This is a genomic window from Rhodopseudomonas julia (assembly GCF_030813515.1).
Lineage (GTDB): Bacteria > Pseudomonadota > Alphaproteobacteria > Rhizobiales > Afifellaceae > Afifella > Afifella julia.
Window position 1 is genome coordinate 191,272 of the sequence record NZ_JAUSUK010000001.1, and the last position, 22,348, is coordinate 213,619.

The following is a 22,348-nucleotide window of genomic DNA, read 5'->3' on the forward strand; positions in this document are numbered from 1 at the left end:
AGCAAAATCCGCGGATGCTCTTCATACCCGAGAGGTCCCTCATCGCGGCCTGCTACTTGATCTTTGCCGCAGGGAGTTCGGTCGCTACGGAAGGTGGAGATCCGTCCCAACTCATTGAGCAGCAAGTCCGCGGTTCGCTTGCAGCTATGAGTAGAGGGGCCACGACGGGTCTCGGCTGTTACCTCGCAAAGATACCCCGCACCCGAGCACGAGAGCTCAGGGATACTCTTGAAACTTTGAAAGCTTCTATCTGGCACTATGAAATTAGGACCCGTTGCGGAGAGGCAGTCTGCGCCCCAGATGAGCGCAAACTCCTTCTAGAAGGGTTGGAGGCCGAGCTCGATCAATGCCTCTCTCACGACCAACTAGAAAGAAATCTCCGCCGGCGATTGCGACAATTCGAAAGATCGGACTGAGGGATGCTATCGTCTCAGGACAAAACAAGGGCCGCGCAAACTTAGGGCCGTTGATCCATCTCTTGCCGTTCGGTCGCTTTAGGGTCAGAGGCAGATCCGGTCTCGCCGTGATGCCCGCTGAAGGCGCGGCGGCGTTGCTCGAAGCGCTTCCAGGCAAAGGGCAGATGCGCGAGATAGAGGATCGCGCCGATCGCCAGAACGGACCACGTGTAGCTCACCAGGAGGGCGATCACGAAGACGCTGACGACGAGAACCGGGAGGACGGATTCGCGCGGGATTGCCGTGCCGATCTTCTTGCCGGAAAGCGTCGGCAGGCGGCTCACCATTAGAAGGCCGATCGCCACCGTGTAGATGGCCACCAGAATGGCCGCGCCCTCCGGAACCGGCATCCCGATCTTCCACAAGGTGAGAGGCAGGAGCACCGTGACGGCGCCGGCGGGAGCCGGAACGCCCACAAAAAATTCGGAATGCCAGGCGGGCGGCTGCTCTCCAACGAGCGCCGCATTGAAGCGCGCCAGCCGCAGCGCCCCGCAAATGGCGAAGGTAAGGGCAGCGATCCAGCCGAGCGAGCCGAGCTCGTCCATGCGCCAGGAATAGAGAATGATGGCCGGGGCGACACCGAAATTGACGAAATCGGCGAGCGAATCGAGCTGCGAACCGAAATCGGATTGCGAACGCAAAAGCCGCGCCACGCGGCCGTCCACCCCATCGAGAACGGCGGCCAGGATGATGGCGCCGATGGCCAGCTCAAACCGGCCTTCGACGCCCATCCTGATCGCCGTCAACCCCGCGCAAAGCGCGAGGAGCGTGACAATGCTGGGCAACATGACCCGGAACGGGACCGGGCGTGCCCTCAGCCGGCGCCTTCGCCTTCTGCGGCGGGCGGGGTCGACCGGCATGAATAATCTCATACCGCCGGCGGCGTCGTTGTGCCGATACCCGGTTCGACCGGGGCCCGAGCGATAGCTGTCCCGAGACGTGCAATCACCGTCTCACCGGCGATGGCCCGCTGGCCCGGCTTGCAGACGACTTCGGCACCGGCCGGCAGGTAGACATCGAGGCGCGAGCCGAAGCGGATCATGCCGATGCGGTCACCCGCCTTGAGCACCACACCTTCGTTCGTCCAGCAGACGATGCGCCGGGCGATGAGGCCCGCGATCTGCACCACACCGACATCCTGGCCACCGGCATCGACGAGAAGCGAGTTGCGCTCGTTCTCTTCGCTCGACTTGTTGAGGTCGGCGTTGACGAATTTGCCCGGCTTGTAGGCGATGCGGGTGACCTTGCCGGAAACCGGCGTGCGGTTCACGTGGCAGTCGAAGATCGACAGGAACACCGATACCCGCGTCATCGGAACCGTGCCCATTTCGAGCTCGGCTGGCGGGACTGCCTGCGTGACCGGCTCGATGCGTCCATCGGCGGGAGACAGGACGAGCCCCTCCCCGTCGGGCGGCACACGCTCGGGATCGCGGAAGAAGATCACCAGCCAGATCGTCAGGCCGAGAAGGGCCCAAAACAGGAAGCTCGAGATCAGGCCGGCAACGATCGCGATGACAAGCGCGCTGCCAATAAACGGATAGCCCGCCGAATTCACGGCCGGGATCGACTTTTTGATAGTCCGCCAAATTTCCATGGCCACCCCCTTACGTCATTCGGGCCGGATGGTTAAGCCCGCATTGCAAGCTGTCCATGCGGTCGTGTGTAGCGGTGACCGATTGTCCACACCTCACAGGCTCTCGGCCTCCGGATCGGTGCGCAGGCTGGGAAGATAGTCCTCTTCCGCCACGCCGCTCTCGCGCAGGCGCTCTGCCGCCTCGTCGGCCTCGCGCTGGCGCGCCCACATATCGGCATAGACGCCGCCGCGCTCCATGAGCTCGATGTGGGTGCCACGTTCGACCACTTCGCCCGCCTGCAACACCAGAATCTGATCGGCAGAGACCACAGTCGACAGGCGATGCGCGATGACCAACGTCGTGCGATTCTGCGAGACCCGGTCAAGCGCCGTCTGGATATCCTGCTCTGTTGCCGTATCGAGCGCCGAAGTCGCCTCATCGAGAATGAGGATCGGCGGCCCTTTGAGGATCGTACGGGCGATCGCCACACGCTGTTTCTCGCCACCCGAGAGCTTCAACCCACGCTCGCCGACCGGCGTGTCGTAGCGCTCAGGCAGGCTTTCGATGAAGTCCGCAATCTGCGCCATGCGCGCGGCTTCTTTCACGTCGTCGCGCGTAGCGTCGTACCGACCGTAGCGAATGTTGTAACCGATCGTGTCATTGAAGAGGACCGTGTCCTGCGGGACCATGCCGATGGCGGCGCGCACGCTGTCCTGTTCGACATCGCGCAGATCCTGCCCGTCGATCGTGATGCGACCGCCGGTGACGTCGTAGAAACGGAAGAGAAGCCGCGAGATCGTCGATTTGCCGGCGCCTGAGGGTCCGACGATCGCCAGTGTGCCGCCGGCCGGCACTTCGAAGCTGACATTCTTGAGGATCGGGCGTTCCGGATCGTAAGAGAAAGACACGTGTTCGAAGGCGATCGCGCCCTCGTTCACGCGAAGGGGCGGCGCGTCCTTCTTGTCACGGATCTCCGGATCGACATCGAGAAGCTGGAACATCGCTTCGATGTCGACGAGACCCTGCTTGATCTCGCGGTAGACGAAACCGATGAAATTGAGAGGCACGGAGAGCTGCATCAAGAGCGCGTTGATCATGACGAAGTCGCCGACCGTCTGCGTGCCCGCCATGACGGCGCGCGCCGACAGGATCATGGAAACCGCCATGCCTATCGAAAAGATCACCGTCTGACCGAAGTTGAGCCAGGCGAGCGACGTCCAGGTTTTCGTCGCAGCCATTTCGTAGCGGCTCATGGCGCCGTCGAAGCGCTCCGTTTCCATCGCCTCGTTGCCGAAATATTTGACGGTTTCGAAGTTGAGGAGTGAATCGATCGCCTTGGAATTGGCGTCCGTGTCGGAATCGTTCATCTCGCGACGAATGGAGATGCGCCAGTCGCTCGCCCGCACCGTGAAGACCACATAGGCCCACAGCGTCACGGCGATGATCACCACATAGACCCAGGAGAAATTGTACCAGATCACAGCGGCCGTCAGCGCGAACTCGATCACCGTCGGGACAGAATTCAGGATCGTGAAGCGCACGATCGTCTCGATGCCTTTGGTGCCGCGTTCGATCACACGCGACAGGCCGCCGGTGCGACGCGCCAGATGAAAGCGCAGCGAGAGCTGGTGCAGATGCCGAAAGGTCTTCCAGGCGAGCTGGCGCACGGCATGCTGACCGACGCGTGCAAACAAGGCGTCGCGCATCTGGTTGAAGGCGACCGTCAGGATACGACCGAAATTGTAGGCGACGACGAGCATCACCGGCGCGGCCAGAAAGGCCGGCAGATAGGCAGGACCGCCGCCTTCGCCCGCCAGCGCATCCGTCACCCATTTGAAGGCATAGGGCACGAGGACGGTGATGACCTTGGCCGCGAGCAGCGCCAGCACGGCCCATAAAACCCGCTTTTTCAGATCGGGCCGATCGGCCGGCCACATATAGGGCCAGAGATTGCGCAAGGTATGAAAGGTGTGGCCGCGAGCAGCCGAAATGCGCGGCTGGCCGGCTGGCTTATTGGCGTCTGACATCGTGTGATCGGGTTGGGCCGCTGCCGTGTGGCCGGCGGCGTTCGTTCTGAGGACGGCTCATATAGGCCGGATCATTAAGAGGTCCAACCGGGCACGCGTCTTTGGCATCGATTGCGCGGCCGGGCACGCGCGGTGCCGACCTCGTCTTTGCCGAAGATCAGCCCGCCTCGTCCGCCTGCCCCTCCCAGGATTTGTCACGCGTCGGCAGGGTGAAAACCTGGCCTGGATAGATGAGATCGGGATTGCGGATCTGGTCTTTGTTCGCCGCATAGATCGTCGTGTAGCGAATGCCCTGCCCGTAATTGCGACGCGAGAGCGTCCATAGATTGTCGCCGCGGCGGATGATGATGGAGCGCGGCGCGGCAAGCTCCCCATCCGCGGCGGCCGATCCGCCGCTTGCGGTTCCTGCCGCCGGAACCAAGGCTCCATCTTCGAGGGTTCGGGTGAACGCCACTTCGGAGCGGGCCGTCACATCGGAACCGGCAGGGGCAAGCTGATCGGCGCGCACGGCGACCTCGCCTTCGGCCAGTTCTTTCGGTGACTGCACCACCCAGCGGCCGCCCTCGTTGACCTGCGTCTCGGCGAGCGGAGCGTTGTCGACATAAACACGCACCGTGGTGCCGGGCTCGCCGGCGCCGGCCACATACATCGTACCGGAATCGGTTTCGACCGCCTCGACCGCAAGCTCCTGCGCATTCTTGCCGATAGCACCCGCGCCATCCTGCGCCGTGCGTGTCGCATCCGCAGGTGCGTTTGCGTCGTCACGCCCCTGCTCTTTCGTGGCTTTCTCATCTGCGATCTCGGAAGATCCGAGCGTCAGAGGGTCATCGGCGGTGCCCGAAGAAGCGGAGGCGATTTCCCTGTCTCCAGCGGGTGTCTCACCACCCTCCGTCGGGCGGGGCGCCACCAGAATTTCGCTCGCCCGTCCAGGCGCTTCGGCGACGACCAGCACATCCCCATCCGGCGTCTCGGGCACCACGATCGCAACGCGCTCTTCCGCCTCTTCGGTCGACCCGTCCACTTCCTGCGTCACCCGTAGGCTGAGATCGTGGCTACCGGGGGCGAGCAGCCGCTCCGGAATGACGACAAAGGAACCCGCGGCGTTGGCTTTGGCAGAGGCGACGACCTTGCCGTTCGATAGAATTTCGACACCTGCATTCGGATACGCGCGGCCGGCGATCACCGCCTCGCCCGTGGGCTCCACGCGCACCACGTCGAAGCCGATGCCGTCTTCTGTCTCGGAGGCTTTGCCCGAGAGGCTTCCGGTCAAACCAAGCGGCGAGACCGAGGAGGGAGACGTTGCCCCCTTTTCGCCGGCGGGAGCTGCGGCGTTCTCCTTATCCGCCTTGTCGCCCGGAGAATTTTGGAGCTTTGCACCCTCCGTGGCGTCCTGCCGGGCTACGTCAGTTGCCTGCCCCGCCTCGTCTGTGAGCGAGCCTTCAAGCGATTGATGGACGAACAACGCCCCCGCGCCGATGGCGATAAGGGCTGCAAGCACGGCAGCAAGGACGATATGCGGTGAAGGCATGGCGGCTTTCCCGGCTTCGCACGAAAGCGCAATGGCCCTCGCGGCGCGCTTCGGCGAAGTCTATCCTTACGGAGGAAAGCTATGGTCAACAAGACGTTGCTCGCCATTGTCCGGGAAGAAGACGAATACGCGCCTGCCTGAAGCCTGGTCACGTGCATATCTGAAGCCGATGGCCGAGGTAACGGTCTTGCCGAAAACGCTGACCGCTGCGCGATCCGCTTGACGGTTTCATCCGCCGGTGCAAAGCGAGACATATGAGCAAGCTTGAAAATGTCTGCGTTTATTGCGGTTCGGCCCCAGGCCGCGAACCTTCCCACGCGGAGGCCGCACGCGCCTTCGGGCGCATCCTGGCGGAAGAGAACATCCGTCTCGTCTACGGGGGCGGCTCGGTCGGGCTGATGGGCACGCTCGCCCGTTCGGTCCTCGATTGCGGGGGCGCCGTCACCGGCATCATCCCCCAGTTTTTGGAGGAGCGGGAACAGCTTTTCGCCGACGTGACCGAACTCATCCTCACCACGGATATGCACGAGCGCAAGCGCACCATGTTCGAGCGCGCCGACGCCTTCGTTGCGCTGCCGGGTGGGATCGGCACGCTCGAAGAGGTGGTCGAGATGATGACATGGGCGCAACTTGGCCAGCATCACAAACCCGTTCTCGTGGCCAATCTCGGCGGCTTCTGGCAGCCCCTCATCAACCTTCTCGACCATATGCGCGGCGAAGGCTTCATCCGGGAAACCTCCGATATTCGCTTCCTGGTGGCGGAAAGCGTCGAGGAGATTCTGCCGAGCCTGCGTGCAGCGCTCGCCGGGGAAGCAGAGAACGGCGACCGCAAGGCTGCCCATGCGGAGACGGTGCGGCGGATGTGAGGGCGCAAAGGGGCCCGGCCCCTCGGGGTCGCAGCATGTCCTTTCATCGCTCAGAACGATAGGCGGCGCACGGAAAACCGCCTCGTAAACGGCGTCCGCCGCTCCTATGTAATCGCCGCCACTTCTCGGAGGTTTTGATGCGCGCCCTTTTCGTCTTCCTGTTCGCCCTCACTCTGACGGCCCCGACATTCAGTGCCGCCAACGCTGAGGAGCCGGATCTCATTTTCCGGAAGTCGACCGTCTTCAAACTTTTGACGCCCGATCATACGCTTGCGACCTACGGCATCGACGACCCCGTCGTAGATGGCGTGGCCTGCCATTACACCGTGCCGGAAAAGGGCGGCATCGGCGGCCTCTTCAATGTCGTTGAAGAACTCTCCGATGTGTCTTTGGCCTGCCGACAGGTCGGGCCGGTCACTTTCAAAGAGAAATTCGAGCAGGGCGATGAAGTGTTTCGCCAGCGCCGCTCGCTGATCTTCAAGAAGATGCGCATCGTCCGCGGCTGCGACGCCAAACGCAATGTGCTCGTCTATCTCGTCTATTCCGACAAGATCGTCGAAGGCTCGCCGAAGAACTCCACCTCCACCGTGCCGATCATGCCCTGGGGAAATTCCCCGGCTCCCAAATGCGGCGAATGGCTCGAGGATTGAGGCTCCCTAAAACAAGCTCCCCAATATCTTATGAGACTCGGCGCTGCGCCGACATCTCGATTGCGCGCTCAGCGCTGCAGCGAACTGATCAGGACGAAGCCGACGGCGCCGACGGAACGGTCCGGCTTTGAGGGCATGCCCTGCGCCGTCACCACGGATGCAGAGATCAGGCCGACACAGGCGAGTGAGAAAAGAATGCGCGTCATCGTTGCCTCCAGCGTTGCAGCCAGAGGTACCAGGACGGCTTTGAACCCGGCCTGATCCGGCCGTTCAGCCATTATTCAGATCGATGAAGCGTTTCTGACCGTACCCGCTCGCGTCGCGCTCCCGCGCGGATCGCCGCCGCCACCAGAATGGCGAGCGTCACCGCGTTGAAGACGTGCCAGAAATAATGCGTGCCGATCGGCAGCGTCGTGCAGATCGGCTGGTCGCTCATGCGCAGACACAAGGACAGGGCAAACACCCCGGCTGCAGCGAGGATCCCGCCTCCGGCAGGATGGCCTTTGCGCCGAAGAAAAAGACCGACGCCGAGCATGGCCAGAAGCGCCGGCGCATAACCGGCCGAGCCGCCGAACAAGGGACGCAGCAACGGCTCCGCCGCGAAGGAGAAACCGACAAAGCCGAGGAGCGCCGCGATCGTCCATCCCCAGGAAAGCCCGAGAAAGCGGCGGAGAGCCAGGCCGAAATAGACATAGATGAAGACCGAAATCGGCACGACATCGGCCATCACCGACCAGCGATTGGCGAAGGTGTGGAAGAGAAAAGAGCCGATGCCGATGGTCGCGACGAGCGTGATCAGGAAGAGCGCCGCACCATCCTCACCGCCCGCGCGCTGCCAGCGGCGAAAGGCCCAGAAGGCCGCGATCAGAAAGGCTGCGTTGGAGATTGCGTTGAGCGGTTCCGCCCAGAAACTCGGGTCGGTGCGCTCGCAATAGATGTCGATCGGCTCGGTCCAGTTCATGGCACGAAAGCTAATGGGTTCGCGCCAGACGCGAAACGGGTTTCGGTTCGCCTTAAGCCTTCCCCACCTCCACTCTTGACCAAAACGCCCGCCTCCGCGATAAGCGCAGCCATGAACGGCGACAGCGCGCTCTTCAGCGCCATCTGCATCTGCGGGATTATTATCGACTAGCGACAATCGCTGGTCAGGCCGTTCTCGTCTGAAAATTCCGCCACGAGCAACGCCCGGCCAGCCGGACGGGATACTCATGGCTGAACACGACATGGCTGACGGCGAAAAGTCCGAGAAGGACAAAGCCTTCCGCAGGCTCAAGCTGCACAATACGCTGACGCGCAGGAAAGAGGATTTCTATCCTCTCGATCCTGACAATGTGCGCCTCTATGTCTGCGGGCCGACGGTCTACGACTTCGCCCATATCGGCAATGCGCGACCGCTGCTCGTCTTCGACGTGTTGTTCCGGCTCCTGCGCCATCTCTACGGCCCCGACCACGTCACTTATGTGCGCAACATCACCGATGTCGACGACAAGATCATCGCGCGCGCCGCGGCCGAATACGGCGAGCTTCCCTTAAACGAGGCGATCCGCAAGGTCACGGAAGTCACCGAGCGCCAGTATCATGAAGACGCCGCCGCCCTTGGTGCGCTGCCGCCGACGCACGAGCCACGGGCAACGGAAAACATCGAAGAAATGAAGGCGATGATCGACGAGCTCATCGCCAAAGGCCACGCTTATGTGGCCGAGGATCATGTGCTCTTCGACGTTTCCTCGATGCCCGATTACGGCGCCTTGTCGAACCGGCGGCTCGACGAGATGCGGGCCGGGGCCCGCGTCGAGGTGGAAGCCTATAAGCGCGACCCGATGGACTTCGTTCTGTGGAAGCCGTCAGACGAAGGCGAACCCGCCTGGCCCTCCCCCGGCGGCGTCGCGAGACCCGGTCGTCCCGGCTGGCACATCGAGTGCTCGGCCATGTCGGCGCGCTATCTCGGCACGACCTTCGACATTCATGGCGGCGGGCTCGACCTCATCTTCCCGCATCATGAGAACGAGATCGCGCAGTCGCGCTGCGCCCATGGCAGCGCCGCGATGGCGCGCTTCTGGATGCACAACGGCTATCTGCAGGTGGAAGGCGAGAAGATGTCGAAATCTCTCGGCAACTTCATCACCATCCGAGACGCCGTTAGCGAATGGCCGGGCGAGGCAATCCGCCTGGCCATGCTGACCACGCATTACCGCGCGCCGCTCGATTTCACCCATGACAAGCTCTCCGCGGCAAAGCGCACGCTCGACCGCTGGTACGGGTATCTGGGCGACATCGAGGCCTATTCCGGCGGCGCCAATGCGCTCCTCGATGGCGAGGGCTCCGTCGGCGCCGCCCTCAAGGACGACCTCAATACGCCGGAGGCGATCGCCCTCCTCCACCGCATCGGCGAAGGGGTTGCCGACGATCACGAGGGTGAGGAGAAGGCGCGCTTCAAGGCAGCGCTCAATCTTCTCGGGCTCGGTCAGCTCAGCGAAACCGAATGGAAGGGCTGGCGGCCGAAGGCGATGGCGCTCGGCGAAGACGAGATCGAAGAGCGGATCGCCGCACGCGCGGCCGCGAGGGCTGCCAAGAACTGGGCAAAAGCCGACGAAATCCGTGACGAACTCGCAGCCAAAGGAATCCAGCTCAAGGATCAGCGCGATCCTGCAAGCGGCGAGCTCGTGACCAGTTGGGAGATCAAGCGATGAATGATCCGCGCGGGCTCAAAACCCTTTATCCGCCGATCACGCCTTACGCGTCGGGCACGCTCGATGTCGGCGACGGGCATTCCGTCTATTGGGAGATCTCCGGCAATCCCGAAGGCAAGCCGGCCGTGTTTCTGCATGGCGGGCCGGGTGGCGGCTGTTCGCCCGCACATCGGCGCCTCTTCGATCCCGAGCGCTACCGGGTCCTGCTCTTCGACCAGCGCGGGTGCGGACGCTCGCGTCCGCATGCCGAGCTTGAAGCCAACACGACCTGGCATCTCGTGGAGGATATCGAGCGACTGCGTGCCGTGATGGGCGTGGAGGAGTGGCTTGTCTTCGGCGGCTCCTGGGGCTCGACGCTCGCGCTCGCCTATGCGGAGACGCATCCCGAACGCGTTACCGAACTCGTGCTGCGCGGCATCTTCACCATGCGCAAGAGCGAGATCGACTGGTACTATCAGAAGGGCGCGTCGCTGATCTTTCCCGATCGCTGGGAGAAATTCGTCGCTCCCATTCCGGAAGAGGAGCGCGACGACTTCGTCGCCGCCTATCGCCGCCGCCTGACGCATGACGATCGCGACGTGCGGGTCGAAGCGGCGCGGGCCTGGAGCGTGTGGGAAGGCTCCACGATCACGCTCCTGCCGGACGAAGCCGGCATTTCGCGCCATGACCAAGCCGATTACGCCCTCGCCTTTTCACGCATCGAGAACCATTATTTCAGTCATCTCGGCTGGTTCGAGGAAGGCCAGCTGATCCGGGACGCGCACAAGCTCAAGAATATTCCGGGCGTCATCGTGCAGGGCCGCTACGACATGGCCTGCCCCGTGCAGACCGCCTGGGAGCTGCATCGCGCCTGGCCGGAAGCGGATTTGAAGATTGTCGAAGGCGCCGGCCACGCTTTTTCCGAGCCTGGCATCCTTCACCATCTCGTCGAAGCGAATGACCGCTTTGCAGGAAAGCTCAGGTGATGAGCGACTTCGCCATAAGGGAGGCAGTGACATGCCCGGAGAGACGATGAGCGGCGGCTGCCAGTGCGGCAAGGTGCGTTTTCGCGTGACGGGACCGCTCGGGGCCGGCTCCATCTGCCATTGTCGCATGTGCCAGAAGGCTTTTGGCGCCTTCTATGCGCCGCTCGTGGCCGTGAAGCCCAACACGCTTGAATGGACGCGCGGGACGCCGGCCTATTTTCAGAGCTCCAATCATGTGCGGCGCGGCTTCTGCAAGGATTGCGGAACGCCCCTCACCTACGAGGCTCCGGATGGCATCGCGCTCGCCATCGGCGCCTTCGACGAGCCCGCAAAGATTCCGCCCAAAGTGCAGTTCGGCGTCGAAGCGAAGCTTCCTTTCGTCGATGACCTTGCTGGCCTTCCCAGCCATCGCACGGAGAACGATCCCGAAGCTCCGGCCTTTCTTGCCGACATCGTTTCCTATCAACACCCCGATCACGACACGACCAGCTGGCCCCCGGAAGGAGGCGCGCAACAATGACCAAAGAACGGCTCTACCTCTTCGACACGACCCTCAGGGACGGCCAGCAGACGCCAGGCATTGATTTTTCGCTGGAGGAAAAGGCGGCGGTCGCGGCCATGCTCGACCGGCTCGGCATCGATTATGTCGAGGGCGGTTATCCGGGCGCCAATCCGGCTGACACGGAGTTCTTCCAACGCCGGCGTACGCATCGTGCGGTCTTCACCGCCTTCGGCATGACCAAGCGCGCCGGTCGTTCCGTCGACAACGATCCCGGCATGCAGGCTCTGTTGCAGGCAGATTCGGCGGCCATCTGCTTTGTCGCCAAGAGCTGGGACTATCATGTGCGCGTTGCGCTCGGCGCCACCAATGAGGAAAACCTGCAAGGCATCCGCGAAAGCATCGCGGCCGCAAAAGCCGCGGGGCGCGAGGCGATGCTCGATTGCGAGCACTTCTTCGACGGCTTTAAGGCGAACCGCGATTACGCCCTCGCCTGCGCCAAGACGGCGCTCGATGCCGGCGCCCGCTGGATCGTGCTGTGCGACACCAATGGCGGCACACTGCCTGACGAAATCACGGAGATCGTCCGGGACGTGATCGCGGTGGTGCCGGGCGAGAAGCTCGGCATCCATGCGCACAACGACACCGGCAATGCGGTGGCAAATTCGCTTGCGGCCGTCGATGCGGGCGTTCGTCAGATCCAGGGCACGCTGAACGGCGTCGGCGAGCGCTGCGGCAATGCAAGCCTCACCACGTTGATCCCGACTTTGATGCTGAAGCCCGCCTATCACGAGCGCTTCGAGATCGGGGTGACGCGGGAGGCGCTCGCAACGCTGACCGACGTGTCGCGCGCCTTCGACGAGATCCTGAACCGCACACCCGACCGGCAGGCGCCTTATGTCGGCGCATCGGCCTTCGCCACCAAGGCGGGCATCCATGCCTCGGCGATCGTCAAGGAGCCGGAGACCTACGAGCATGTGAAGCCGGAAGAGATCGGCAATCGTCGCCGCGTTCTGGTGTCCGATCAGGCCGGGCGCTCAAACCTTCTTGCCGAACTCGCCCGGTTCGGCCTCAAGGTCGATCGCAAAGATCCGCGCCTCGACGGCCTCCTCGCCGACATCAAGGCGCGCGAGGCGGCGGGTTATGCTTATGAGGCGGCCGATGCCTCGCTGGAGCTTCTCGCCCGCCGGCGGCTCGGCCATGTGCCGGACTTCTTCGAAGTGGAAGGCTTCCGCGTCGACGTGGAGCGCCGCTACAACGCCGTCGGCGATCTCGTCACCGTCTCGGAAGCCGTGGTCAAGGTGAAGGTCAACGGCGAGCGGCGCATGTCGGTGGAGGAAGGCAACGGTCCCGTCAACGCGCTCGACCGGGCACTTCGAAAGGATCTCGGCGACCTTTCCTCGGCGATCGAGGATCTCGAACTCGTCGACTTCAAGGTGCGTATCCTCAACGGCGGCACGGAGGCCGTGACCCGCGTTCTCATCGAAAGCCGCGATGGGGAAGGCAATCGCTGGTTCACCGTCGGCGTCTCGCCCAACATCATCGACGCCTCGTTCGAAGCGCTTGTCGACGCCGTGGTGTTCAAGCTCGTGAAGACGACGCCGGAAATGCAGGCGGCCGCGGAATAACAGGCTGTGGCGCGTCGGACATACCGCCGCGCCACGACGTCTCGCCTGCAGTCAAAGCGTTGCCGGTGCAGGGCCCGGCAGCACCAGATGCAGCATCATGGTTATGGGCGAGGCTGCTCCCATGACGATCGCCGTGGCAAGGCACAACAGGATCCAGACCAGGATCAGCCAGTGCTGGGTGAGCTTCATGCGGCGCGCCGACAGCCAGATGGTGAAATTGCCGATCATCCCGACGAGCGCGACGAGATAGGCGAAGAAGAGCTGCAGCCCCGGCCCGGCGAAATCGCCATAAAGGCTCGCCAGCATCGCAAGCGCCGGTACGATCAGAAGATTGAGGATCAGAAAGCCGCGCCACAACTGGGCGGCATTCGTGAACAGCGGCCGTCGCTCGCCCGTTTCGCTCATATCCGCTTCACCTCCTGTTCGATTGCCCCGAAAGCGGATTGGCCACGTTGATCCACCATTTCGATATGCACCACATCTCCGTCCGTCAGAAAACGTGTATCGGGATGGCCGTAATCGACGGTTTCCATCATGCGCATCTCGGCGATGCAGGCATAGCCGTTGCCGCCCCAGGAAATCGGCCGTCCCGGCCCCCGCACCCGATCGCCGTTCGAAACGGCGCCCGCGCTGATCAACGATCCCGCAGGAAGGCGCCGCGTACAAGCGGCATGGGCGATGATCTGTCCAAAATCGAAGGCCATGTCGAGAGCCGGATTGAGGTCGCCGAACAGGCGGGTGTTGATGGTGACGAGAAGCCTGCCGGCCAGCTTGCCCCCCTGCCACTGGCGGCCGAATTCATCGGGCGTGACGGCAATCGGGGCAAAGCTTGCCGCCGGCTTCGATTTGAAGAAGCCAAAGCCTTTGGCGATTTCTCCGGGCACGAGATGGCGCAAGGTGATGCAATTGACGAGCACGATCAGCTTGATGTGCTGCAACGCTTCAGCCGGATTGGTCCCCATCGGGACATCGTCGGTGATGACCGCCAGGCTCGCCTCGAAATCGAGCCCAAAGCCGCCGTCGAGCTCAAGCGCCTTTTCCGGCAGCACGATCGGTTCGCGCGGCGCCAGAAAGTGACTGGACGATCCTTGCGAGATCAAGGGGTCGACCCAGAAGCTTGCCGGCATGTCCTGCCCGCGGCCTCCATGCATCAGCTCAAGATGGCGTGTGTAGACGGAGGCTTCGGCCCATTGATAAGCCCGAGGGAGCGGCGCGAGACAGTTCGCCTCGACGAAGGGCCGCCCCTCGATCTGGCCAATATCGAGCCTGACGGCCAGCGCCCGCAATTGCGGCTCCGCCTCCTGCCAGCGATCGAAAGCCTCTTGCATCGTCCCCGCGATGCCACCTGCCGGCGTGTAGCGACGGTTGTCGGCGGAGACCACGACAAGGCTTCCATCACGGCTGCCGTCGTTGAGCGTGGCGAGCCTCATCGTGCGCTATCCCCTTGTCTCTGCGCCAAGTCCGATACCGAGGCCATCACGGCGCGAGGTCAATGCTGACAACGCAACCGTTTCGGCCAACTGCCATTGCTCGCCCCGCCATCTCGCCGGGGAAAGTCACCACGCGCTCTGTCTGCCTCTCCCTCATTTCGCTCTCGAGCCGGCGCGAACAGCGCCTTCGGCATTAATCTAAGGCCATTCACGCGCAGTTCAGGTGACTTCTGCTAAGTTTGGCCAATCTTTCAGAATTATAAAACGCTCAAGTAGGTCGGAGACAGGCATTGCGAAAAGCAGCCAGTTTGATCACGGCGTCTTTTGCCGCCGCGGTTCTTATCGCAGCGACGGAACCCGCCGCTGCACTCACCTGCGAGAGCCTCGAAGCTGAGCTTGCGCGGCTGGAAAGCCAGGCGGCCACACCCGATCCGCGCGCGCAGGAATACCGGGCGGCCTGGCAGGAACAGGCAGGCGTTCTGCAACAGGCGGAAGACCGGGCGGCGGCGGCTGGCTGCCTGGGAGGCGGCTTCCCCTTTGCGGGGGGACCGACATCGCGGCAATGCGCCGACATGATCGGCCAGATGCAACGGATGCGCGCCAATCTCGACAGGCTCGAGGCTCTCAGCATGCGCTATGACCGACCACAAGATCTGCGCCGGGCCGACCGCGTGCGCGAGCTTCTCGTGCGGCGCGGCTGCGGCATCGAGCCTTTCATGGCGCAGGAACCTGCCTATCCCGAACCCGTACCTGGCACACCCGAGCCGACCTTCGCCCCCTCCTTCGGAGGGAGCTACCGCACTTTGTGCGTGCGCCGCTGCGATGGCTATTATTTCCCAATCAGCTTCGCCACGACGGCCGAACGTTTCGCTCAGGATGAAGCAGCCTGCCAGTCCATGTGTCCGGGCGGGGACGCGGAGCTCTATTATCAGCCGAGCGGCGACGACAATCCGGCCAATATGATGTCCCTGTCGGGCGAGCCTTACGCAGCACTCCCAAATGCGTTCGAATATCGCAAGGAAGTGAGCGCCGCCTGTTCCTGCCGAAACGGCGACAGCAATTTCTCCATCATCGCGACGCCACGCCCGGACGCTTCACTCGGCGCCCAGCCGCAGATGTCGCGGCCGGAAACGCTGCCGCAGGCACGCCCGGAGGCTCCCGATCTCGCGACCTTGCGCGGCCCGTCTTCACCCACCGCTGAAGAGCCGTCTGTGGCAGGAGACAAAACTCCAGCTGCGGCGGCGGAAGAAACCGCGCCCACCAAACCCGGCACGGCGCAACGCACGCCATCTGAAGATGAAGAGACCGCCGGAAGTACCGGCTCTCAGACAGGAAGCGGCGACGCAAAGGAGACGGCCGCGAAGACCGCTCCGACCCCGGAGGAAGATCTCTCCAGCTCAGGTTCGGGCAAGGCCGCAACCGGCAAGAGCGACGAGGCTAAGGGGTCTCAGTCGCGGAGCAAGGTGCGGATAGTCGGGCCAGTGTATTGGGGCGGCCCAAAAAAGGAAGGAGTTCTCGTAGCTCCGGTCCAGAAGTAGCGCCGGTCAGGGCGCGGCGAAGCGGCAGGAAAAGGCTTTTGCCACGCCGGCCGGTCTTCTCCTTCACGGCCTTAGTCCAGGTTCCCCAGGTCGTCTCATCGAAAGGTTCCTCGGGCAACAATTCGGCCGCTTGCCGCAGAAAATCCGCATCCTCCGGTTCGATCGCCGACGCGATCGGCTCGCGCACCACGCGCCACCAGAAAGCGGCATCGGCGAGCTTTTCGATATTGCCCTGAACGGCATGCCAGAAGCTCTCGCCGCCCTTGACGCCAGCCTCCTCCAACCGTTCCGAGACGGCCGCATAAGGCAGATGCGCGAGGATGCGGGAATTGAGGTTTTTCAGTTCGCCGACCGAGAAGCGCGCCGGGGCGCGGTTCACCTTCGTCGGATCGAAAAGAGCTACAAGCTCGGCAAGATCGTTCACCGGCTGCACCGACTGGCCGGTGCCGATAAGGCCCGCATAGGCGGCAAGCGCCACAGCTTCGATGCCGTCGCGGCGGAGTGCTGCCAGCGACAGAGATTCGTAGCGCTTGGAAAAGCCCTCACCCGCTTCCGTCTGCAAAAGATTATGGTGACCGAAGGCCGGCGGCGGCGCCTGAAGCGCCTCGAAAAGCGCAAGCTGCACGCCGGTATTGGTCACATGGTCGTCGCCGCGCAGGACATGGGTGACGCCCATGTCGCGATCATCCACCACGGAAGGCAGCGTATAGAGAAACGAGCCGTCACCGCGCACGAGCACGGGATCGGACAAAGACGCAAGGTCGACGGATTGTGGGCCGCGGAAGACGTCGTCCCAGCTCCGCTCGGTGCGCACGGTCGCAAAGGGATCGTCGGAGAAATTCGGCAACAGGAAGCGCCAATGCGGCTGCCGCCCCTCCGCCTCGAACGCGGCACGTTCCTCGTCCGTCAGCTTGAGCGCCCTGCGGTCGTAGACGGGTGGCAAACCACGACCGAGCCGGCGCTTCCTCTGCCGCTCCAGCTCTTCGGGTGTCTCGTAACAAGGATAAAGCAGTCCGGCGGCCTTCAGTGCTGCCGCCGCGCCTTCATACGATGCCAGCCTGAGTGACTGGCGCTCGATGCGGTCCGGGGGAATCCCGAGCCAGGCAAGGTCCTCCTCGATCGCATCGGCAAATTCGCGGGTGGAACGCGCCACGTCCGTATCGTCGAAGCGCAGGATGAATTTTCCGCCCTTTTTCTGGGCGAAGAACCAATTGTAGAGCGCAGTGCGGGCGTTGCCGGCATGAATGCGGCCCGTCGGCGACGGGGCGAAACGAACGATGGGAGAAGCCATGGCGAGGGAATTAGCTTTTCGCCCGCCAAGGCGCAATCACGACGAAAGCCGTTCTGACCTGCAACAGGCGAGGAGGGCTATTCCGCATCCTCGTAGGAACGCTTCGGCCCTTCGATCGCGAGGCGGTCTTCCTCCGTCTCGTCGTCATGCTTCGAGCGGCGACGCGCCTCTTTCATACGTTCGCGGATTTCCAGCATCGCGCGGATCCGCTCGACGCGGTCGATCCTCGAGGCCGTCACCTTCATGTCGCCCGACATTTTCGTCTCCTGGTCAACGCCGCCCCGCCCTCAGGCTTGTGGGCGGAGGGGCGATGACGAAGCAAACGATGCAGGCAAAAGATGGATCTGAACCTGCCGTTGCACTCTAATTGGATAAGCTTGCGCGAAGCTTGCAGCAACCTCTGCAATAACCCGAAAATCTCGCTTTATCCGTAGCCATTTTGATTTTGAAAAATTCGATATAAGGTGAGCTGTATTTGCTGCGCGAGCCTTATCTCGAATATCGTTCAGAATGGGAGGAGATCAGACGATGTGGAGCCGCAGCCTATGCCTTGCCGCAGGCATTCTCGCCGCCACCTCTTCGGCCTCGTTCGCCGATGATTGCGCCGACCCGAGCGCCCCCTGCCCGGTCGACGAGCGTCTCGACATGGCCGGCATCGACACTCCCGCCGAGGCGCGCGACTTCTTAAGCCATTTGCAGGAGGCGACCCGGTCGAAGGATCGTGAGGCGCTTGCCGCCATGATGCGCTACCCGCTCAATGTCTACGGACCCGACGGCGCCCGGACCTATGCCGATCGTGACGCGTTTCAGGCCGCCTTCGACGACATTTTCACGGATGGCGTGCAAACGGCGATCGAAGACGCCAGCTACGGCGCGCTCTTCATCCGCGATCAGGGTGCGATGATCGGCAATGGCGAAGTCTGGTTCGACAAAAGCGACGACGAGATCCTCGTCAAGACCATCAACCCGCCGGGCTGACCCGAAGAGATCCCTCACACCGCATCGCGCCAGCCATTGACGATTGGATAGCGCCGGTCGCGGCCGAAATTCTTCGAGGAGATTTTGACACCGGGCGCCGCCTGCCGCCTCTTGTATTCGGCAATATAGAGAAGCTTCTGCACGCGCTTCACCGTATCGGCCTCATAGCCCTTTTCGATGAGTTCGGCGGCACTTTCCTCGCGTTCCACCAGCCCCTGCAGAATACCATCGAGGATCTCGTAAGGGGGAAGCGAATCCTGATCCTTCTGGCCTTCGCGCAATTCCGCCGTCGGAGCCTTGTCGATGATGTTCTCGGGAATCACGATGCCCTGAGGCCCGAGCAGGCCGTCGGGGCGGTTGTCATTGCGCCAGCGCGACAGGCGGTAGACCTCCGTCTTGTAGAGATCCTTGATCGGGTTGAAGCCGCCGTTCATGTCGCCATAGAGCGTCGCGTAGCCGACGGACATTTCCGACTTGTTGCCGGTCGTCACGACCATGGAGCCGAACTTGTTGGAGATCGCCATCAACAGCGTGCCGCGGACGCGCGACTGGATGTTTTCTTCCGTCACGTCGGAAGGATGGCCGACGAAAAGCTCCGCCAGCATCCGGTCGAAGCCCTCGACCGCTTCGGCGATCGGCACGATGTCGTAGCGCACGCCGAGCGCCTCGGCGCAGTCCTTGGCGTCCTTGAGGCTCTCCGAGGAGGTGTAGCGGTAGGGCATCATCACGCAGTGCACGCGCTCCGGCCCCAGCGCATCGACGGCGATCGCCGCACAGATCGCGGAATCGATGCCGCCGGAAAGCCCCAGCACCACGCCCGGAAAGCGGTTCTTGGTGACGTAATCCTTGAGCCCCAGAACAGAGGCGCGCCAATCGGCTGTCATCTGGTCCGATAGCCGCGCCATCGGGCCTTCACGGCATGTCCAGCCCGCCTCGCTCCGTTCCCAGAGGGTGAGCGCCACCGCCTCCTCGAACTGCGGCATCTGGAAAGCGAGCCGGCGATCGCGCTCGAAGCCGAACGAACCCCCATCGAAGACGAGCTCGTCCTGACCGCCGATCTGGTTCAGATAGATCATAGGCAGGCCGGTCTCGACGACGCGCTCCAGCGCCACCTGCATGCGCACGTCCGGTTTGATGCGCTCGTAAGGAGACCCGTTCGGGACGATGAGAAGCTCAGCCCCCGTCTCGGCCAGACATTCCGTCACCTCATCGGTCCAGATGTCCTCGCAGATCGGCACGCCGAGACGTACACCGCGAAAGCCGATGGGGCCGGGCAGCGGGCCCGCATCGAAGACCCGCTTTTCGTCAAAGACGGCATAATTGGGCAGGTCGGCCTTGTGGCGCAGGCCGATCAATTCGCCGCCATCGGCAAGCGCCACGGAATTATAAAGTTTGCCGTTGTCGCGATAGGGAAGCCCGATGAGAATTCCCGGGCCGCCGTCCGCCGTGGCCGCCACGAGTTCATCGAGTGCCTCCAGGCAAGCATCCTGGAAGGCGCGGCGAAGAACCAGATCCTCAGGCGGATAGCCAGAGAGGAAGAGCTCGCTGTAGACGATGAGATCGGCACCCGCTTTCGCGGCCTCGCCGTGCGCCTTCAGCGCCTTCTTCAGGTTGCCGGAAACGTCACCCACGATCGGGTTGAGCTGCGCAAGGGCGATGCGCAGAGTGTCGGTGGTCATGAAGCCCCTCTCCTTCTGACCCGTGTCAGTTAATCCGGCGGAGCTTCAGCAGCAATGGCTGAAACGGCTCGGATGGTCAGGAGCCGGCCAGACGCGGGGCACGCTGGCCGGGAGCGTGACGGAAGTCGGCCGGATCAGCGCAGCCAGCCAAAGCGCTCGACGATGGCAACCACCCAGATGAGCCCGCCAAGGGAGAGCGCGAAAAACACGGCAGCGGACGCGATGTCCTTGGTCACGCGGATCGCTTCGTGATGCTCCGGCGTCACGTGGTTGCACAGGCGTTCGATCGCCGTGTTGAGAAGCTCGACCGTCAGGATGAAGAAGAGCGAGCCGACCATCGCAAGCCAGATCCACGGATTGCCTGCGATGAAGAAGGAAAGCGGCACGCCGACGGCGAGCACGGCCATTTCCTGCTGCACAGCCGCCTCGGTTCCGATCGCATTCTTGAGGCCGCGCATGGAGTTGGAGGACGCAGAGATGATCCGCTTCAGCCCGCCCTGTCCGGGAAGGGCCGCCTGACGCTTTCTGTTTCCGGCGACGGAATCGCGGGCCTGTCTGGATGTCTCGTTCACGGGCATCTCATCTTTCGGCTGTGTCGACGGCTCGGGTCAATTGCGACCGTCGAACTGCGGTTCACCAGGAGCTATCTGGTAATAGTCGCCCTTCTCCGCCACAAAAATATGCGCCTCGGTGCGGAGGCCAGTCGTACCGTCGAGCGCTCCGGCAGAAAAAGCCACGTCTTCACGGCCCTTCCCTTCAAAAAAGAGAAGCGAGCCGCACAATTCGCAAAAGCCGCGGCGCGCCTCCGCCGTCGCCTGATACCAGCGCACATATTCGGTGCCGACGATTTCCATGTCGGACTTTCTGGCCGCGCTCGTCGCCCAGAAATGCCCCGATTGCTTGCGGCACTGGGTGCAGTGGCACGAAACGACCTGGCGCACTTCTCCGCAGACGGAGAAGCGCACCGCGCCGCACATGCAGCTGCCGGAAAGCTCCGCCAAGGTCAGGCCGAAGCGCGCTGACGCGCTTCGCGGCTCATCCGGTCCTTGCGCAGCAATTCAGCGATCAGGAAAGCGAGCTCCAGCGCCTGATCGGCGTTGAGGCGCGGATCGCAATGCGTGTGGTAGCGGTCGGAGAGATGCTCCACCTCCACCGGGCGCGCGCCGCCCAGGCATTCCGTCACGTTCTTGCCGGTCATCTCGATATGCACGCCGCCGGCATGGCTTCCTTCCGCCGCATGGATGGCGAAGAAATGCTCCACCTCTCCCAGGATGGAACTGAAGGGCCGCGTCTTGTAGCCGTTCGCCGCCTTCACCGTGTTGCCGTGCATCGGATCGCACGACCACACGACCTTGCGACCCTCGCGTTCCACCTTGCGGATGAGCTTCGGCAAGTACTTGCCGATCTCTTCCGAGCCGAAGCGGGTTATGAGGGTGAGCCGGCCCGCCTCATTCGTCGGATTCAGGATGTCGATGAGCCGCAACAGGTCGTCAGCATCAAGCGAGGGGCCGCATTTCAGGCCGATCGGGTTCTTCACGCCGCGGCAGAACTCGATATGCGCATGGTCGAGCTGGCGCGTGCGGTCGCCGATCCACAGCATATGGCCTGACGTGGCGTACCAGTCGCCGGAGGTGGAATCGACACGCGTCAGCGCCTGCTCGTAACCCAAGAGCAGCGCCTCGTGGCTGGTGAAGAAATCCGTCTGGCGCAGCGAAGGTGTCGATTCCGCGTCGAGCCCGATCGCGTGCATGAAGCCAAGCGTCTCGCTGATCTGATCGGCGAGCGCCTGGTAGCGGGACGCCTGCGGGCTGTCCTGGATGAAGCCCAGCATCCATTGATGCACATGCTCCAGATTGGCGAAGCCGCCCTGGGCGAAGGCGCGCAGGAGATTGAGCGTGGCGGCTGACTGCCGATACGCCATCTCCAAGCGCATCGGGTCGGGCTGACGCACGGAATCCTCGAATTCGATGCCGTTGATGATGTCGCCGCGATAGGTCGGCAGCTCCACCCCACCCTGCTTCTCCGTCGGCGCAGAACGCGGCTTGGCGAACTGACCGGCAATGCGACCGACCTTCACCACCGGCGAACGGCCCGCGAAGGTCAGAACCACGGCCATTTGCAGGAAGACGCGGAAGAAATCGCGAATGTTGTCGGCGCCGTGCTCGGCAAAGCTCTCGGCGCAATCGCCGCCCTGCAAGAGAAAAGCGCGGCCCTCGGCCACTTCGCCGAGATGCCGCTTCAGCTTGCGGGCTTCGCCTGCAAAAACGAGCGGCGGATAGGCGGCAAGGCGGCCCTCGACACTGGCGAGAAGCTCAGGATCTGGATAATCCGGCACCTGCTCGATCGGCCGGGATCTCCAGCTCGACGGCGTCCACTTCGTTTCCATCGCACCAACTTTCAAAAAGACGGCCCATATGGCCGGAACCCCGGTCCTCGTGACCGGCGGCAGTTCGCCGCAACGCTATCGCCCCTTAGGCCTTGAGCGTCAACCCAAGCGATCGCGACCCGCGACGCCGATACGCGGTATAACGCATTGGTTGTGCTTGCGCG

Annotated in this window: 22 protein-coding genes; 8 read left to right on the top strand and 14 right to left on the bottom strand. The window is 63.1% G+C overall.

Going from position 1 to position 22,348, the window contains the following annotated elements:
- Positions 1–457: 457 nt before the first annotated feature.
- The 4 genes from pssA to J2R99_RS00825 form a co-directional block, all read right to left on the bottom strand.
- Positions 458–1,243: a CDP-diacylglycerol--serine O-phosphatidyltransferase gene (gene pssA, locus J2R99_RS00810; RefSeq protein WP_307152620.1), complete on the bottom strand. Its 786-nt coding sequence runs from the start codon at positions 1,241–1,243 to the stop codon at positions 458–460.
- An 80-nt stretch (positions 1,244–1,323) separates the two neighbouring features.
- On the bottom strand, positions 1,324–2,049 hold the full coding sequence (locus J2R99_RS00815) for a phosphatidylserine decarboxylase (RefSeq protein ID WP_307152621.1): 726 nt from the start codon (positions 2,047–2,049) through the stop codon (positions 1,324–1,326).
- Positions 2,050–2,142: 93 nt separating this feature from the next.
- Positions 2,143–4,056, bottom strand: a complete 1,914-nt coding sequence (locus J2R99_RS00820; protein WP_307152622.1) for an ABCB family ABC transporter ATP-binding protein/permease — start codon at positions 4,054–4,056, stop codon at positions 2,143–2,145.
- Positions 4,057–4,213: 157 nt separating this feature from the next.
- Positions 4,214–5,584 carry a LysM peptidoglycan-binding domain-containing protein gene (locus tag J2R99_RS00825; RefSeq protein ID WP_307152623.1) on the bottom strand — a complete coding sequence of 457 codons (1,371 nt, stop codon included), beginning with the start codon at positions 5,582–5,584 and terminating at the stop codon, positions 4,214–4,216.
- Positions 5,585–5,838: 254 nt separating this feature from the next.
- Here J2R99_RS00825 and J2R99_RS00830 point away from each other — a divergent pair, with 254 nt between their 5' ends.
- Positions 5,839–6,450 (top strand): LOG family protein, encoded by a 612-nt coding sequence (locus J2R99_RS00830; protein ID WP_307152624.1) that lies wholly within the window; start codon positions 5,839–5,841, stop codon positions 6,448–6,450.
- A 137-nt stretch (positions 6,451–6,587) separates the two neighbouring features.
- Positions 6,588–7,100, top strand: a complete 513-nt coding sequence (locus tag J2R99_RS00835) for a CreA family protein (RefSeq protein WP_307152625.1) — start codon at positions 6,588–6,590, stop codon at positions 7,098–7,100.
- 68 nt (positions 7,101–7,168) lie between these two features.
- On the opposite strand, the gene J2R99_RS00840 is transcribed toward J2R99_RS00835, so the two are convergent.
- Both J2R99_RS00840 and J2R99_RS00845 read right to left on the bottom strand, forming a co-directional pair.
- Positions 7,169–7,306, bottom strand: coding sequence for a hypothetical protein (locus J2R99_RS00840; protein WP_307152626.1), 138 nt, complete (start codon positions 7,304–7,306; stop codon positions 7,169–7,171).
- A gap of 71 nt (positions 7,307–7,377) precedes the next feature.
- A complete protein-coding gene (locus J2R99_RS00845; RefSeq protein ID WP_307152627.1) occupies positions 7,378–8,061 on the bottom strand; it encodes a ceramidase domain-containing protein in 684 nt (227 codons plus the stop codon).
- A 247-nt stretch (positions 8,062–8,308) separates the two neighbouring features.
- On the opposite strand from J2R99_RS00845, the gene cysS reads away from it, so the two are divergent.
- From cysS to cimA, 4 genes are read left to right on the top strand one after another with little or no spacing between them, the layout of a single operon-like run.
- Entirely contained in the window at positions 8,309–9,790 is a 1,482-nt protein-coding gene (cysS, locus tag J2R99_RS00850; protein ID WP_307152628.1) for a cysteine--tRNA ligase, read from the top strand.
- Positions 9,787–10,755, top strand: coding sequence for a prolyl aminopeptidase (gene pip, locus J2R99_RS00855; protein ID WP_307152629.1), 969 nt, complete (start codon positions 9,787–9,789; stop codon positions 10,753–10,755). Before cysS ends, pip begins: the two co-directional genes overlap by 4 nt.
- A 31-nt stretch (positions 10,756–10,786) precedes the next feature.
- The gene (locus J2R99_RS00860; RefSeq protein WP_307152630.1) at positions 10,787–11,275 is read left to right on the top strand and encodes a GFA family protein; all 489 of its coding nucleotides are present in this window, start codon (positions 10,787–10,789) and stop codon (positions 11,273–11,275) included.
- The gene (gene cimA / locus J2R99_RS00865) at positions 11,272–12,882 is read left to right on the top strand and encodes a citramalate synthase (protein ID WP_307152631.1); all 1,611 of its coding nucleotides are present in this window, start codon (positions 11,272–11,274) and stop codon (positions 12,880–12,882) included. Before J2R99_RS00860 ends, cimA begins: the two co-directional genes overlap by 4 nt.
- Positions 12,883–12,933: 51 nt before the next feature.
- Here cimA and J2R99_RS00870 read toward each other — a convergent pair whose 3' ends face one another.
- Positions 12,934–13,287, bottom strand: coding sequence for a hypothetical protein (locus J2R99_RS00870; protein WP_307152632.1), 354 nt, complete (start codon positions 13,285–13,287; stop codon positions 12,934–12,936).
- Positions 13,284–14,312 (bottom strand): fumarylacetoacetate hydrolase family protein, encoded by a 1,029-nt coding sequence (locus tag J2R99_RS00875; RefSeq protein ID WP_307152633.1) that lies wholly within the window; start codon positions 14,310–14,312, stop codon positions 13,284–13,286. Before J2R99_RS00875 ends, J2R99_RS00870 begins: the two co-directional genes overlap by 4 nt.
- 290 nt (positions 14,313–14,602) lie before the next feature.
- Between J2R99_RS00875 and J2R99_RS00880 the strand changes: the two genes are divergently transcribed.
- Positions 14,603–15,850 (top strand): DUF2865 domain-containing protein, encoded by a 1,248-nt coding sequence (locus J2R99_RS00880; protein WP_307152634.1) that lies wholly within the window; start codon positions 14,603–14,605, stop codon positions 15,848–15,850.
- On the opposite strand, the gene J2R99_RS00885 is transcribed toward J2R99_RS00880, so the two are convergent.
- Both J2R99_RS00885 and J2R99_RS00890 read right to left on the bottom strand, forming a co-directional pair.
- Complete coding sequence (locus tag J2R99_RS00885; protein ID WP_307152635.1) at positions 15,750–17,141, bottom strand: glutamate--tRNA ligase; 1,392 nt, start codon at positions 17,139–17,141, stop codon at positions 15,750–15,752. The genes J2R99_RS00880 and J2R99_RS00885 overlap by 101 nt on opposite strands.
- Positions 17,142–17,218: 77 nt before the next feature.
- Positions 17,219–17,398, bottom strand: coding sequence for a hypothetical protein (locus J2R99_RS00890; RefSeq protein ID WP_307152636.1), 180 nt, complete (start codon positions 17,396–17,398; stop codon positions 17,219–17,221).
- 271 nt (positions 17,399–17,669) lie between these two features.
- On the opposite strand from J2R99_RS00890, the gene J2R99_RS00895 reads away from it, so the two are divergent.
- The gene (locus J2R99_RS00895) at positions 17,670–18,119 is read left to right on the top strand and encodes a hypothetical protein (protein ID WP_307152637.1); all 450 of its coding nucleotides are present in this window, start codon (positions 17,670–17,672) and stop codon (positions 18,117–18,119) included.
- Between the two features lie 14 nt (positions 18,120–18,133).
- On the opposite strand, the gene J2R99_RS00900 is transcribed toward J2R99_RS00895, so the two are convergent.
- The 4 genes from J2R99_RS00900 to J2R99_RS00915 all read right to left on the bottom strand — a co-directional run bounded on the left by J2R99_RS00900 (position 18,134) and on the right by J2R99_RS00915 (position 22,184).
- Positions 18,134–19,798 (bottom strand): NAD+ synthase, encoded by a 1,665-nt coding sequence (locus J2R99_RS00900; protein WP_307152638.1) that lies wholly within the window; start codon positions 19,796–19,798, stop codon positions 18,134–18,136.
- A 134-nt stretch (positions 19,799–19,932) separates the two neighbouring features.
- Complete coding sequence (locus tag J2R99_RS00905; protein ID WP_307152639.1) at positions 19,933–20,370, bottom strand: diacylglycerol kinase; 438 nt, start codon at positions 20,368–20,370, stop codon at positions 19,933–19,935.
- Positions 20,371–20,406: 36 nt separating this feature from the next.
- Positions 20,407–20,799, bottom strand: coding sequence for a GFA family protein (locus J2R99_RS00910; RefSeq protein WP_307152640.1), 393 nt, complete (start codon positions 20,797–20,799; stop codon positions 20,407–20,409).
- A 2-nt stretch (positions 20,800–20,801) separates the two neighbouring features.
- Positions 20,802–22,184, bottom strand: coding sequence for a class II 3-deoxy-7-phosphoheptulonate synthase (locus tag J2R99_RS00915; protein WP_307152641.1), 1,383 nt, complete (start codon positions 22,182–22,184; stop codon positions 20,802–20,804).
- Positions 22,185–22,348 lie beyond the last annotated feature (164 nt).